Below are 12,987 nucleotides of genomic sequence, written 5' to 3'. Positions count from 1 at the left end.
AGAAGCCTTTCGACTCCAACTGTGATTTATCGTAACCGGACGGAGCAAGGTTCTTTTCTTCCAGGTAAATGTTCAATTGCCCGCTCTCAGATGAACGGACATCCATAAGTTCAAAATATTCTAAAAGACCTTCTGGTAAAATTAAACGGACGAGGGTTTCGTATGCAGTTGACAAGAGTATTCGTGTTGATTGTTATATCCACAAAACAAATACTTTTTTTATTCCCCCACAAGATTTCTGCTTGATCCATAATCTATTCGCCAACAAAAAACAAATATTATGTCGGCTCATGTGAAGATGTGGCTAAAAGGCTGTTAAAGCATAACACCAATCATAAAGGGTTTACCGGGGGCATGTTAGATTGGGAAATAAAATGGATGGAAGAACATCCAATGAAGAGTGAAGCAATAAAACGAGAGCGCCAAATTAAAGGGTGGAAAAGTCGTAAAATGATAGAAAAGCTCATAGCTGATTCAGGGCATCCCGATTTATAATCGGGGGGGTCACTGGTTCGAACCCAGTAACTCCCACAAAAACCTGATAGAAATATCAGGTTTTTCTATTTAAAGAGATTACCAACATGTATTTTGCTTACATAATCTATTCGCCAACAAAAAACAAATATTATGTCGGCTCATGTGAAGATGTGGCTAAAAGGCTGTTAAAGCATAACACCAATCATAAAGGGTTTACCGGGGGCATGTTAGATTGGGAAATAAAATGGATGGAAGAACATCCAATGAAGAGTGAAGCAATAAAACGAGAGCGCCAAATTAAAGGGTGGAAAAGTCGTAAAATGATAGAAAAGCTCATAGCTGGTTCAGGGCATCCCGATTTATAATCGGGGGGGGGCACTGGTTCGAACCCAGTAACTCCCACTTAAATAAAGCCTCTTAGAGATAGTCTAAGAGGCTTTATTGTTGCCCCGAACTTTCCTGCCTTTTCAAAGTGCATGCAAATTGTTTGCAAATTTACAGCAACCAAACCGCGTTAATGATCCGGAAAAACCTTATTATTGGGTTTAATTCACCATTCCCAATCATATGAAATCCGGTTTCCTAAAAAAGAATTTCACATTCGTGTTTTTTATTATGCCGCTTTTTTTTTCATTTAAAGCAAATGCTCAAAAGGCAGAACCAATTAAGTGTGATCAGGGAGAAGTTGTAACGATACATTCCGACATTCTAAACGAAGATCGAAGGATACTGATCTACGCACCGAAAGATTCTGCCAATCCTGAGAAAAAATATCCGGTGATCTATGTTCTGGATGCCGACAATCATTTCGCCCAGATGGAAGAATATTCTAAATACCTCAGCCGACAAGATGTATTTGTTATTCCTCCACTGATCGTTGTTGGAATAGCAAATACGGACCGTAACCGTGACCTCACCCCATCTCACAGCAATGTAGATTATTCTGGAAAACCGGATACCACTGCTGATGCTCCGTATAAGAACAGCGGAGGAAATGAGCATTTTTTTAAATTCATTCAGAAAGAACTCATACCCTATGTCAATTCAAATTACAAAACTCAACCTTACCGCATTTTTGCGGGACACTCATTCGGAGCTCTGACAACTATCAATTGCCTGATTAATTATCCGGATATGTTCGATGCTTACCTTGCCGTGAGCCCATCCTTCTGGTGGGATCAGAAATTCCTTTTGAAGGTCGCGGACAAAAAATTGAAAGCGGGATCAACTTTATTGAAAACGCTTTTTTTAAGCGATGGCAATGAAGACTCTTCTTCACCGGGATCGCCGTTTCATACCGATGTCTTAAAGTTTGATTCCTTGCTCAAAAAGCGCAACATCAAAGGGTTAGATTTCGAATATATGCCCTATCCGAATGAGAGCCATATGACTGTTCCTATTAAATCATACTATGATGGACTCCGATTTATCTATCACCAATGGCAGCTTCCTCCGGTAAGTGATGAAAAGGTTAATCCGGAAATTATTATGGAGCATTATAAAAAACTATCGCAAAAGTTTGGGTATCCGATTTTGCCTGACGAAGCATATTTCAACAGCTGGGCACAATGGTTAGTAAAAAATCCCAAAATCCTAAATAATGGCATTAAGCTACTGGAAATGAATACAATTAATTACCCGTCTTCTTCAAAAGCCTTTGCCGCTTTGGGCGCAGCTTATGCTATGAAAGGAGAAAAGCAAAAAGCTATCACATCGTACAAAAAAGCTAACGAGTTGAATCCCATGTCAAATGAAATTAAATCCCGTTTGTTGGAGTTGCAGAAATAATATAGGTAAGCTTTCTACCAATTAAAGGTAGTATTAGAAACCTGCCACATTTACAATTTGAACCCAAAAGCTTTTCAGTCTAAATCTGCTATTAAACGCAAATCCGAAAGCAAATGGTTCGATATATGTACAGTAGGGGCCACTTAAATAAAGCCTCTTAGAGATAATCTAAGGGGTTTTATTGTGTGTGGGGGTGATTAAGCTATAGGAACGCTTTACGGCGATGCGTAGGCGTTAGCAAAATCCAAAACCAAACCATTTCAATCACCCCGCCGTATAACCCATATGTAATAATAGCTGCATCCCCTGGCAGCTGCGCTAATTGTACGCCCCCATGATAAGTAGTTCTGATATAAACACCGGGGCTGATTTTAATTTCGAACGTTTTTTCGAGTTATCAGCTGATCTTTTTTGCATTGCCGGTTATGATGGTTTTTTTAAAAGGATTAACCAGTCGGTTTCAAAAACATTGGGATACACCAATGAGGAACTTTTTTCAAAGCCAATAAACTCTTTTGTGCACCCCGAAGACCAAATAATAACCGAAAAAAAACGCGATAACATCAGGCATGATATCCCGCTTCTAAATTTCGAAAACCGTTATATAACCAAAAGCGGAGAAATTGTCTGGCTCGCCTGGACATCGATGCCGGTTGATAGTGAGGGGCTTGTTTTTGCCATTGCCAAAAACATTACCGATAAAAAAAGACAGGAGGCCGAACGCAATAACCTGATAACCCACCTGACTCAAATAAACGACGACCTCAAACAGCTTACCTACACTACATCGCATGACCTTCGCTCACCGGTAAGTAACCTGTTATCGGTTTTTAATTTTATCGATGTTTCAAAAATACAGGACGCGGAAACCGTTGAGTTTATCGGTATGCTCCGGTCGGCTTCAGAAAGCCTGAAAGAAACACTAAACAATTATGTAGATATCTTGAGCCAGAAAGATAGCTTGAATGTTCACCTGGAGGAAATAAACATTAACGATTCTTTAAATACCGTTCTACATTCGCTTAACTCGTTACTACAGGATTCGGAGGTTACCATTAACTTTACCGGGAACGGTGTCGTCAATTTTAATAAGCCTTACCTCGAAAGCATTTTTTTAAACCTGATTACCAATTCCATAAAATATGCCCGCCCTGGTGTGGCCCCGGTTATCAACATTAACACCAGGATTCATAACGGCGTAAAGCAGCTAATATTTGCCGATAACGGCTTAGGGTTTGACATGGAACGCGTAAAGGATAAAATATTCGGGTTTCACCAAACGTTTCATCATCACCATGATAGCAAGGGTATCGGGCTTTACCTGGTTTACAACCACATCACCAGCCTGGGTGGGCAAATCAGTATCGAGAGCAAGCCAAATGAGGGGGCCACATTTATCATATCATTTAAAGATTAGCCCTGCCGACCAGGAACTTCTAACAGGTTTTTTCTGCCGGCATTATCCAAAATGTAAAAACAAACAGCTCACAATCGACTTTATATAGCGGGTAATAAAAACCTTACATTAATTAAACATTCATATTACATACCTTTGCGGCTCGATCCTGACTGGTGGGGTATTGATAATAATAAATAATAGCATGTACGATATTTGTTGCGTTGGACACATAACGTTGGATAAGGTGGTAACGCCCCGTGTAACTGCCCACATGGCCGGTGGCACTTCTTTTTACTTTTCTAATGCCATCCGCAATATGGATGTTAACTACACGCTGGTAACAACACTTGCCCAAAGCGAAATGGTTGTGGTCGAAAAAATGCGCGCCAAGGGCATCAACGTAAATGCCTGCGCTTGCGGCCTTTCTGTTTATTTTGAAAACATTTACTCCGAAAACCAGGACCATCGCACCCAGCGCGTACTGCAAAAAGCCAATCCTTTTACTGTTGAGCAATTACAGGAAATTGACGCTCAAATTTTCCACTTAGGACCGCTGCTGGCCGATGACATGCCTGTTGAGCTGATTAAGGAACTAAACAGCCGCGGCAAAGTATCGCTGGATGTGCAAGGCTACCTGCGCAAGGTTGAAGATAAAAACGTTGTGGCAATAGATTGGGCCGATAAGCGCGAAGCCTTGCAATACATTGATATCCTGAAAGCCAACGAACACGAAACCGAAGTACTTACCGGCAGTAAAGACATCCATGAAGGGGCCCGCATTTTGGCCGATTGGGGCGTTAAAGAAGTTGTACTTACCCTGGGCAGTATGGGATCTGTAATTTACACCGATGGTGTTTTTTACAATATCCCGGCATACAAACCAGCCGCCGTTGTAGATGCAACTGGTTGCGGCGATACTTATATGGCCGGCTACCTGTACCAGCGCATAAAGGGCGCTTCTTTTCAGCAGGCCGGTGAGTTTGCCGCAGCAATGGCAAGTTTTAAAATTGAATCATCTGGTCCGTTTACAGGCACCGAGGATGATGTTTTAAACCTGATTGCCCGTGGCGAAAAAACTTACGCCTACTAACAATTCGTCTGCAGCACTATGTTTGCCAAAAAAGGGTGCAGCGGTCTTGATACTAAATACTTACTACTTGATACTGTTTCTAATAAGCCTTTGCCATCCAGCTTTGCAAAAGTATTACCGCCGAAATGGTGTCTACCAGCTCCTTATTTTGCCGGCCTTTTTTATTCATCCCGCTTTGGGCGATAGTAGCCGATGCCATTTTTGAGGTAAAACGCTCATCCAGCATTTCGATAGGGATCTCGGGAAAGGTTTTTTTAAGCAGCCCCACAAAACCTTTAACATGTATGGCCGATTGCGATGGCGTATTATCCATTTGCTTAGGCTCGCCCACAATAAAGCGCTCCACCTGCTCGGTTTTTAAATAAGTTTTCAGGTAATCAACAATATACACTGGGTGCACGGTATCCAGCCCTGTGGCTATAATCTGCAAAGGATCAGTAACCGCTATACCAATGCGCTTGGTACCGTAATCGAAAGCCATGATTCTCATTTTTAGATATGAGATATGAGATGTGAGATATGAGATTTCATTGCGTAAAGATAGGAGATGTGAGATATGAGATGTGAGATTTTTTGCTTTTGGGTAAAAATCAATTTTCCCTTACAAAAAGGCACTGTGCAAATTAACCGGAAGCACTGACACACGGCTCCCGTCTCAAATCTCATATCTCACATCTCAAATCTATTTACTATTTTGCACCAAATGCAGTTTAAGCAAATAGTTGGACAAGCGGCAACAAAGCAAAGGTTGCTTAACTCGGTGGCAGAGAACCGGGTAAGTCATGCGCAATTGTTTTTAGGCCCCGAAGGATCGGGCAGCCTGGCGCTTGCTGTTGCCTATGCCCAATACCTGAGTTGCGAAGATAAGCAGCCCGACGATTCCTGCGGCGTATGCTCATCATGCCGCAAGTACAACAAGCTGATGCACCCCGACCTCCATTTTTCGTACCCCTTCTTCGCCAAACATAAGGACGATACAGCACTTACTTTTATTGAACAATGGCGTGAAGCTTTTGGTGCCAACCCGTACATGAACCTGGATACCTGGCGCGGTTATTTGGATGCCGAAAACAAACAGGCCAACATTAATATAGCAGAGTGCCACCAGATTATCAAAAAACTCAGTTTTAAACCATTCGAATCGGCCTATAAAATCCTGATCCTTTGGCTTCCCGAATATCTGGATAAAGAAGGTAACGCGCTGCTGAAAATTATTGAAGAGCCACAGCCCAATACGCTGTTTATATTGGTGGCCCAAAACCAGGACCAGATACTGAATACCATCCTGAGCCGTACGCAACTCATCAAAATACCCTGCCTGCATTCGGCAGAAGTAAAGGAATACCTGATAGCCGAGCACCACCAAACCGAAGATGCCGCCGGCGAAATTGCCTACCTTACCAATGGCAACTTAACCGAGGCGCTTACCATGCTGCAACAGGATACCAAAAGCTACCACGAACTTTTTGTGCAATGGCTACGCCTGTGTTTCAGCAACAAAGGGCTCGATGTTTTAACTTTTGTAGATAGCTTTGCCAAAATGGGGCGCGAAAACCAAAAGAATTTTTTACGCTACGGCATCAGTTTTATCCGCGAGTGCTGCCTGCTGATGGCCGGTGCCGGTAACCTTGTGCACCTGCCGGCAAAGGAGCTGGAAACAGCTCAAAAAATGACCAACGTCCTTGATATTAACAAGGCTCAATATATAAGTACCGAGCTTGAAAAAGCGCACTACCATGTGGAGAGAAATGCAAATCCTAAAATTTTATTTTTAGATGTATCTTTACAAATTATAAAAATATTAAATTTAAAAACCATCCCCTCGGGGAGTCAATATATACCAAGTTAATTATGGGATGTGGAAGTTGCTCAACAGGGGGCGGATGCTCACCTGCGGGCTGCAAAAGTAATGGCTCATGCCTTACCAACGGTTGCAGCAAATTAGATGTTTACGATTGGCTATCCCACATGGATATGCCGACAAATTATAAGCCTTTTCCTATTATCGAAGTAAAATTTAAAGGCTCGCGCAAGGAGTTTTATCTTAACAACGATAATATTTACCTGGAAGCAGGCGACCTGGTTGCTGTTGAAGCTACCACAGGCGGCTATGATATTGGCCATGTATCTATCACCGGCGAACTGGTGCGCATGCAAATGACCAAGCGCCATGTAAAAGAGGCCGATGTAGTTAAAAAAATCTATCGCCGTGCTACCGTTGCCGATGTGGATAAATGGAAAATGGCCAAGGACCTGGAGTGGGAAACCATGCACAAATCGCGCAAGCTGGCCCTTGATTTAAACCTAAACATGAAGCTGAGCGACGTGGATTACCAGGGCGATAAAACCAAAGCCACCTTTTATTATACCGCCGAAGGCCGCGTTGATTTCAGGGAGCTGATCAAAAAAATGGCCGAGACCTTCCGCATCCGGATCGAGATGCGACAGATAGGCATGCGCCAGGAAGCAAGCCGTTTAGGCGGCATTGGTTCCTGCGGCCGCGAACTTTGCTGCTCAACCTGGTTAACAGATTTTAAAACAGTATCTACCTCGGCAGCCCGTTACCAAAACCTATCATTAAATACCCTGAAGCTGGCTGGTCAGTGCGGTAAGCTTAAGTGCTGTTTAAATTACGAGCTGGATACCTACATGGATGCGCTGAAGCACATTCCTGATAATGTAAACGTGCTTAAAACCGAGAAAGGCGATGCCCGTTTGCAAAAAACCGACATATTTAAAAAGATCATGTGGTTTAGCTACCCGCGCGAAGAAGCGTGGATACCGATGCCCATAGCCAAGGTTAAGGAAATTCAACAGCAAAACCGCGAAGGTATTATCCCTGCCGACCTGGGCGAGCTGGAGATGGAGGAAACCGAGGTAATAAAAGCGCTTGACTACGAAAACGTGGTTGGGCAAGACAGCCTTACCCGTTTAGACGACCGTAACCGCGCCAAAAATCAAAAGAAAAACAACAACAATAAAAACCGCAACCAGCAGCAAAAACCTGGCGGCGCCGAAGGCAGGCCTGCAAACCAGCCCCGCCCGCAAGGCGCGGCCCCGGTAGCCGAGCGCCCAGCCGGTGCCCCCGAGGGCAATCGGCCGCAAAAGGGAAACAGGCCACCTCAAAACCAGGGCAATCGCCCGCAGCAACAGGGGCCAAAACCGCAGCAACAACACGGGCCGCAGCAAGGCCCGAGGCCACAGCAGCAACACGGACCACAGCAAGGCCCAAAACCACAGCAACAAGGTAACCGCCCACCACAGGAAGGCGGCGGCAGACCGGAAGGTGGCGGCAATAACAGGCGCCACAGGCCAAACCGCCCCAATAATCAAAACCGGAATAACAATAACCCGCCACAGGATAATACGCCCCAATAAAATGAAACGGTTTATCAAAATACTTTACCCGGCGGCATGTGTACTAATAACCATGCTGTTGGGTAGCTGTACCGATCCCGGCGCAATCATAGATACCAATACCCAAATTGCCGATCATAACTGGTCGTACGTAAATCGGGCTAAGTTTGATTGTAAGATAGATGACGAAAAAGCGGCCTACAACCTGTACTTTAACCTTCGGGTAACCGATACTTACAAATACTCCAACCTGTTTGTACTTATCCATCAAAAAAGCCCAAACGGCTACATTAAAACCACCCGTTACGAATTGAAGCTTGCCAGTAAAGATGGCCAGTGGCTTGGCAAAGGATCGGGCAATTTATATAGCTACCAGGTGCCTTTTCAACGCGGTTTCAAATTTCCCGCTAAAGGCATCTATCATTTTGAGATTGAGCAAAACATGCGCGACAATCCCCTGCACGAAGTGAGTGATGTGGGTATACGGGTGGAGAAGGCGAAGTAACTATTCCATTTGCTATATGCAGATTTAAAAAAGTGAGTCGTTCCAGATTTATTTCGGCACCCCACTTATAGGGCCTGCGAGGTGCAGGTCGGGCAACATGTCGGCTACCTTCCTGTGAGATCCTGAAACATTCCTGTCATCCTGAGGAACGAAGGATCTATCAGCCGTGCATAACCGATAGAAAAATTCGCGAATATATCCTTCGTTCCTACCCATGACAAGTTGAAAATCCCAGACTTACGAAGTTTTAAAAACTTCGTAAGTCTTTCGCCGGCTTGTCACTCTACCTTCAGAATTTCGCGAAATTTTACTACTCAGGATGACAGTCCTTTATTTTTGGATGTTATTTCCCCTTCAAAATTTCGCGAAATTTTACTACTCAGGATAGCCGTTTATTTATCGGGGCTCAATCTTGCTTCTCAAAATACTCCAGCTTCAGCTCCTCCCCGTCAAATACCGCGTAGGTATTGTAGTTAACCCATTCGCCGAGGTTGATGTAGCGGCTGACAGGTGTCATCTGTATATCTAAGGGCTTATGACGGTGGCCAAAAATAAGATAATCGTAAAAGTTGGTTTTCAATTCTTCGCGACAAAATACAACCAACCATTCCTGCTCACCGGGTTTACCTGTTTTCTTTTTGCCGCTGCTAATACGGCTATGAGTCGACCAGTAATTGGCTATTCCCACACCCAGGTTGGGGTGTATTCGCGCAAACAGCCATTGGCAAAACCGGCTGCGAAAAAAAACTTTTAGCGCTTTATAAAAATTATCACCCGGCCCAAGCCCATCACCATGATGCAGGAAGAATTTTTTGCCTCCACTCTCTATTTTTAATTCATCGCTGATGATAGTGGCGCCAAGTTCCTTTTCAAAGTAATCAAACATCCACATATCATGGTTCCCTTTAAACAGATAAAGCTTTACGCCTAAGTCGGCAAGTTCGGCCAGCTTGCCTAAAAACCGGATATATCCTTTAGGGACAACGGTTTTGTATTCAAACCAAAAGTCAAACACGTCGCCCATTAAAAAAAGTTCGGCAGCATCCGTTTTTATGGTATCCAGCCAGCGTATTATCCTGTCTTCACGATCACGGCTATTGGCAAGCGCCCCGGCGCCCAAATGAAAATCAGAAGCAAAATAAAGTTTGTTACGGGATGGCATAGGCGGCAAAAATACGGTTATTGGGCGAAAGGAAAAAATGGGGATTTGGCGAGGATATGTGGTCTCCCCGATGTCGGAATGCTGAAACGAATGGCCCATGACGAAACCATCGGTTTGAATGCCGGTCACGACTCACCCGGGCCAGCGTAGCCTCGTGGGGGTGAGTCGTCGCCGCCGTGCCATTAAGCTAACTCCTTTGCGATTACTAAAAATATTAACCTAAATTTGCTAATATTTTTATCAAAATGAATTCAGAGATACTGATTATTGCCTCGGTTGTTATACTGCTGATAGCCGTTTTGCTGTTTATTAAAAAGCCCAAAGCCCTTGAATTGATATCGGCAGACGATTTAAACCGGCTGCGCTCAGAGAGCGATCAGCTTAAAATTGCTTTGGCCAGAGCCGAAGAAAAGGCCAGCGGCCTGGCCGGTGAAAAAGAAAACATTACCCAGTTTTTAAAGGACGAGAAAAACCGGCTGCTGGATGAGTTGCTGTATGAGCGCACCCAGTTGGCCGCCGCCAATAAATCGTTGGAGAACGCCCGCGCGTACTATACCTCGCAGCAGGAAAAGATGCAGGAGCAAAAGGTGGAGATAGAACAAATTCGCAAGCAGTTTCAGCGGGAGTTTGAAAATGTGGCCGAAAAGCTGCTGAAAGAAAAATCAAAAGAGTTTATTGATGTAAACCGCAACAATCTTGACCAGATTTTGAACCCGCTTAAAGAAAATCTGAAAGCTTTTGAAGATAAGGTAGAGAAAGTTTACAATATGGAGGCCGCCGAGCGCAACACGCTGAAAGGCGTGATAACCCAGCTGATGGACCTGAACAAACAGATTAGCGACGAGGCTCAGAATTTAACCCGGGCGCTTAAGGGCGACAACAAAAAGCAAGGCAACTGGGGCGAGGTGATCCTGGAGCGGGTATTGGAACGGTCGGGCCTGGTGAAGGACCAGGAGTACCGCATACAGGCCGCCATGCAGGCCAACGACGGCACACGCTATCAGCCCGATGTAATTATAGACCTGCCGGACGAAAAACACCTGGTCATCGACTCTAAAGTTTCCCTGATAGCTTACGAAAGGCTGATAAGCGCCGAAACCGAAGAAGACCGTAAGCTATTTGCCAAAGCGCATGTAGAATCGATTAAAAACCATATTGGCGGTTTATCGGCCAAAAAATATCACGACTTGTATAAAATAAACTCGCCCGATTTTGTACTGCTTTTTGTACCGATAGAATCGTCGTTCAGCATAGCCGTACAACTAGACGGTGAGCTGTTTAACTACGCCTGGGATAAAAAGGTGGTGATTGTAAGCCCATCTACCTTGCTGGCTACCCTGCGCACCATTGCCAGCATGTGGAAACAGGAGCGCCAAAACCGTAACGTGCTGGAGATAGCCCGCCTAAGCGGCGATATGTACGATAAATTTGTGGGCTTTTTAGGCGATATGGATAACATTGGCAAAAACATTACCTACACCCAAAATGCTTATAACAGCGCAGTAAATAAACTATCAGACGGCCGCGGAAACCTGACCACCACTGCCGAAAAAATCAAAAAGCTGGGTGCAAAAGCCGATAAACAAATTGACAATAAGTATTTGGGGGAAGAGAGCTGAAAGCTTAAGGCTTAAAGCAGAAAGCAAAAAACTGAAAGCGAAAGGCGCGAAGCTGAAAACCGATAAAAGTATTAGCCTGTTTAGTTAAGACTTTTGGGCTTTCTGCCTTGAGCTTTCCGCTTTAAGCTAAAAAATCCACCCCGTAACAGAAGGTGGATTTTTTTGATATATATATAGTGAAACTATGCCCGAATACCGGGAAACTTAGTTGCTCATTTTAGCAATATTGAAGCTCTCGAAGGCCATTTTTTGATTGTACTCGTTGGCAATGCTTTTATAATTAATCAGATCGACGATGGTACCGATAAAACAAAAGCCGGCTGTAAAAAAGTATACAATGCCCATTCCAATCTGGTCGGTCAGGAAACGTTGTATGCCCGATACACCGAGGAAACCCGCAAGCGTAGCCAGTAAAATATCCTGTGGGTTACGACGTTTGCTGGCGTAAACACCCATAAAATACCGTTGCTGGTTTTCGCCTAAAGAAGCGGAGGCTTGTTGTACAAAAGAAAATTCTTCAGGTGTCATCCCCTCGAACATCATATAAGGATTTTGGTAAGTGTTCATTTTAGTAATGATTAAAGTTTGTGTTTGCTTTGATGATATAAAGGTACACCGGCACATAAAAAACACCTACAGAATATAGGTTAGCAGGGCTAACAAGTCGGTGAAACCGTGGGTTTTGGCGGTGAAAAAGAGCCTCACCTAAATCCTCTCCAAAGGAGAGGACTTTAAAAAGCAGATTGGTTTCATTTGCAAGTCAAAAGCCCTCTCCTTTGGAGAGGGTTGGGTGAGGCCTTGCCAGCACGTATATTCTATGAAATATCACCAGCACTGCCGGTATGCCCAACCAATGCGTATGAAATGAATTGGAAATTTGCCCGTGAAAAAGGTAGATAATGGAGTGCCCCAAACCACAGCCGGGGCACCAGGTTATACCCATCAATTTTAAAGGGCACAATGTAAAATGCGATGTGGCCTGCGGCGAGGTAAATGCCAGGCACAGCATTGCGGTAAGCCAGAAAATGAGTTCAAAATAGTTGCGAAAAAGCCGTTTAATCAACCTTGTTTGATTTATTGGTAAACAGTAAAGATACCGCAAACGCCAATAAAACGCCAACTAATAGCGCGCCGAAAATGCGGCCCGACGATTCCTTAAGGATATCATTCATAGATACACGGCTGTAACTAACATACAATATAGTGGCAAAAACTGTTACAATACCGCCGGCAATCAATATTTTAAAGCTTTGTATCAATGCTTCAAAAAAACCCATTTGTCCATTACAATCATTTTGGCGATAGCTATAAATGCCAATTAATAAACCGATGGCGGGGATAATAAAGGAAAAGTATTCAAGCGTGGCAACTTTATCGTCGGTGGGTGTAATTCCGGAGGTGTGCATAATATACATCCAGATTCCGCTTAATATGCCGATAATAACGCCCCAAATAATTGCATTCTTCATGATATATAAATTTTGGTTTAAAAAATTTAGGTTGAACTACGGGAGAAATAATACCCTAATTTATCATTAAAAAGTAAATAAGCCATCATATTGTTTGCACTGTTTTATACTATTTATAGCT

15 protein-coding genes and 1 tRNA gene are annotated in these 12,987 nt (G+C 43.8%); 11 read left to right on the top strand and 5 right to left on the bottom strand.

All coding sequences use genetic code 11. The features are described from left to right. Nucleotides 1-249 precede the first annotated feature (249 nt). The 6 genes from AC1DXF_RS11115 (at nucleotide 250) to AC1DXF_RS11090 (ending at nucleotide 4,754) form a co-directional block, all read left to right on the top strand. The gene (locus tag AC1DXF_RS11115) at nucleotides 250-495 is read left to right on the top strand and encodes a GIY-YIG nuclease family protein (RefSeq protein ID WP_477448517.1); all 246 of its coding nucleotides are present in this window, start codon (nucleotides 250-252) and stop codon (nucleotides 493-495) included. 86 nt (nucleotides 496-581) lie between these two features. Beyond that, on the top strand, nucleotides 582-842 hold the full coding sequence (locus AC1DXF_RS11110; RefSeq protein ID WP_477448515.1) for a GIY-YIG nuclease family protein: 261 nt from the start codon (nucleotides 582-584) through the stop codon (nucleotides 840-842). Beyond that, nucleotides 808-872 (top strand) — tRNA-Ile (locus AC1DXF_RS11105). Before AC1DXF_RS11110 ends, AC1DXF_RS11105 begins: the two co-directional genes overlap by 35 nt. A gap of 172 nt (nucleotides 873-1,044) precedes the next feature. After that, nucleotides 1,045-2,265, top strand: a complete 1,221-nt coding sequence (locus AC1DXF_RS11100; RefSeq protein WP_477448509.1) for an alpha/beta hydrolase — start codon at nucleotides 1,045-1,047, stop codon at nucleotides 2,263-2,265. 334 nt (nucleotides 2,266-2,599) lie between these two features. Continuing rightward, nucleotides 2,600-3,682, top strand: coding sequence for a PAS domain-containing sensor histidine kinase (locus AC1DXF_RS11095; RefSeq protein WP_477448507.1), 1,083 nt, complete (start codon nucleotides 2,600-2,602; stop codon nucleotides 3,680-3,682). Between the two features lie 184 nt (nucleotides 3,683-3,866). Further along, nucleotides 3,867-4,754, top strand: coding sequence for a PfkB family carbohydrate kinase (locus AC1DXF_RS11090; protein WP_477448505.1), 888 nt, complete (start codon nucleotides 3,867-3,869; stop codon nucleotides 4,752-4,754). Between the two features lie 79 nt (nucleotides 4,755-4,833). On the opposite strand, the gene ruvX is transcribed toward AC1DXF_RS11090, so the two are convergent. Then, nucleotides 4,834-5,244, bottom strand: a complete 411-nt coding sequence (ruvX, locus tag AC1DXF_RS11085) for a Holliday junction resolvase RuvX (RefSeq protein WP_477448503.1) — start codon at nucleotides 5,242-5,244, stop codon at nucleotides 4,834-4,836. A 213-nt stretch (nucleotides 5,245-5,457) separates the two neighbouring features. Here ruvX and AC1DXF_RS11080 point away from each other — a divergent pair, with 213 nt between their 5' ends. The 3 genes from AC1DXF_RS11080 to AC1DXF_RS11070 are packed head-to-tail and all read left to right on the top strand — an operon-like array spanning nucleotide 5,458 to nucleotide 8,616. Continuing rightward, complete coding sequence (locus tag AC1DXF_RS11080; RefSeq protein WP_477448501.1) at nucleotides 5,458-6,603, top strand: DNA polymerase III subunit; 1,146 nt, start codon at nucleotides 5,458-5,460, stop codon at nucleotides 6,601-6,603. A gap of 2 nt (nucleotides 6,604-6,605) precedes the next feature. Beyond that, nucleotides 6,606-8,132, top strand: coding sequence for a PSP1 domain-containing protein (locus AC1DXF_RS11075; RefSeq protein WP_477448499.1), 1,527 nt, complete (start codon nucleotides 6,606-6,608; stop codon nucleotides 8,130-8,132). Nucleotide 8,133: 1 nt separating this feature from the next. Beyond that, nucleotides 8,134-8,616 (top strand): gliding motility lipoprotein GldH, encoded by a 483-nt coding sequence (locus AC1DXF_RS11070; protein WP_477448497.1) that lies wholly within the window; start codon nucleotides 8,134-8,136, stop codon nucleotides 8,614-8,616. A 406-nt stretch (nucleotides 8,617-9,022) separates the two neighbouring features. Here the strand turns inward: AC1DXF_RS11070 and AC1DXF_RS11065 are convergent, their stop codons facing one another. After that, nucleotides 9,023-9,778, bottom strand: a complete 756-nt coding sequence (locus AC1DXF_RS11065; RefSeq protein WP_477448495.1) for a UDP-2,3-diacylglucosamine diphosphatase — start codon at nucleotides 9,776-9,778, stop codon at nucleotides 9,023-9,025. 245 nt (nucleotides 9,779-10,023) lie between these two features. Between AC1DXF_RS11065 and AC1DXF_RS11060 the strand changes: the two genes are divergently transcribed. Then, nucleotides 10,024-11,397, top strand: coding sequence for a DNA recombination protein RmuC (locus tag AC1DXF_RS11060; RefSeq protein ID WP_477448493.1), 1,374 nt, complete (start codon nucleotides 10,024-10,026; stop codon nucleotides 11,395-11,397). A gap of 204 nt (nucleotides 11,398-11,601) precedes the next feature. Here AC1DXF_RS11060 and AC1DXF_RS11055 read toward each other — a convergent pair whose 3' ends face one another. Next, complete coding sequence (locus tag AC1DXF_RS11055; protein ID WP_477448491.1) at nucleotides 11,602-11,964, bottom strand: TM2 domain-containing protein; 363 nt, start codon at nucleotides 11,962-11,964, stop codon at nucleotides 11,602-11,604. Between the two features lie 193 nt (nucleotides 11,965-12,157). Next, nucleotides 12,158-12,340, bottom strand: coding sequence for a DUF2752 domain-containing protein (locus AC1DXF_RS11050; protein ID WP_477448513.1), 183 nt, complete (start codon nucleotides 12,338-12,340; stop codon nucleotides 12,158-12,160). Between AC1DXF_RS11050 and AC1DXF_RS11045 the strand changes: the two genes are divergently transcribed. Then, complete coding sequence (locus AC1DXF_RS11045) at nucleotides 12,297-12,437, top strand: hypothetical protein (protein ID WP_477448518.1); 141 nt, start codon at nucleotides 12,297-12,299, stop codon at nucleotides 12,435-12,437. The two genes, AC1DXF_RS11050 and AC1DXF_RS11045, sit on opposite strands and share 44 nt — an antisense overlap. 15 nt (nucleotides 12,438-12,452) lie before the next feature. Here AC1DXF_RS11045 and AC1DXF_RS11040 read toward each other — a convergent pair whose 3' ends face one another. Next, nucleotides 12,453-12,866, bottom strand: a complete 414-nt coding sequence (locus AC1DXF_RS11040; RefSeq protein ID WP_477448489.1) for a DUF4199 domain-containing protein — start codon at nucleotides 12,864-12,866, stop codon at nucleotides 12,453-12,455. Between the last annotated feature and the right edge of the window lie 121 nt (nucleotides 12,867-12,987).

This window comes from Mucilaginibacter sp. P2_A5, assembly GCF_056404995.1.
The sequence above is the reverse complement of the archived record's forward strand: the minus strand, read 5'-3'. Positions and strand labels throughout refer to the sequence as shown.

Coding starts and splice junctions, on each gene's coding strand:
- AC1DXF_RS11065 (WP_477448495.1), bottom strand. CDS start 9,778: ATGCCATCCCGTAACAAACTTTATTTTGCTTCTGATTTTCATTTGGGC.
- AC1DXF_RS11080 (WP_477448501.1), top strand. CDS start 5,458: ATGCAGTTTAAGCAAATAGTTGGACAAGCGGCAACAAAGCAAAGGTTG.
- AC1DXF_RS11050 (WP_477448513.1), bottom strand. CDS start 12,340: ATGGGTATAACCTGGTGCCCCGGCTGTGGTTTGGGGCACTCCATTATC.
- AC1DXF_RS11070 (WP_477448497.1), top strand. CDS start 8,134: ATGAAACGGTTTATCAAAATACTTTACCCGGCGGCATGTGTACTAATA.
- AC1DXF_RS11045 (WP_477448518.1), top strand. CDS start 12,297: ATGGAGTGCCCCAAACCACAGCCGGGGCACCAGGTTATACCCATCAAT.
- AC1DXF_RS11055 (WP_477448491.1), bottom strand. CDS start 11,964: ATGAACACTTACCAAAATCCTTATATGATGTTCGAGGGGATGACACCT.
- ruvX (WP_477448503.1), bottom strand. CDS start 5,244: ATGAGAATCATGGCTTTCGATTACGGTACCAAGCGCATTGGTATAGCG.
- AC1DXF_RS11075 (WP_477448499.1), top strand. CDS start 6,606: ATGGGATGTGGAAGTTGCTCAACAGGGGGCGGATGCTCACCTGCGGGC.
- AC1DXF_RS11060 (WP_477448493.1), top strand. CDS start 10,024: ATGAATTCAGAGATACTGATTATTGCCTCGGTTGTTATACTGCTGATA.
- AC1DXF_RS11040 (WP_477448489.1), bottom strand. CDS start 12,866: ATGAAGAATGCAATTATTTGGGGCGTTATTATCGGCATATTAAGCGGA.
- AC1DXF_RS11090 (WP_477448505.1), top strand. CDS start 3,867: ATGTACGATATTTGTTGCGTTGGACACATAACGTTGGATAAGGTGGTA.
- AC1DXF_RS11100 (WP_477448509.1), top strand. CDS start 1,045: ATGAAATCCGGTTTCCTAAAAAAGAATTTCACATTCGTGTTTTTTATT.
- AC1DXF_RS11095 (WP_477448507.1), top strand. CDS start 2,600: ATGATAAGTAGTTCTGATATAAACACCGGGGCTGATTTTAATTTCGAA.
- AC1DXF_RS11110 (WP_477448515.1), top strand. CDS start 582: ATGTATTTTGCTTACATAATCTATTCGCCAACAAAAAACAAATATTAT.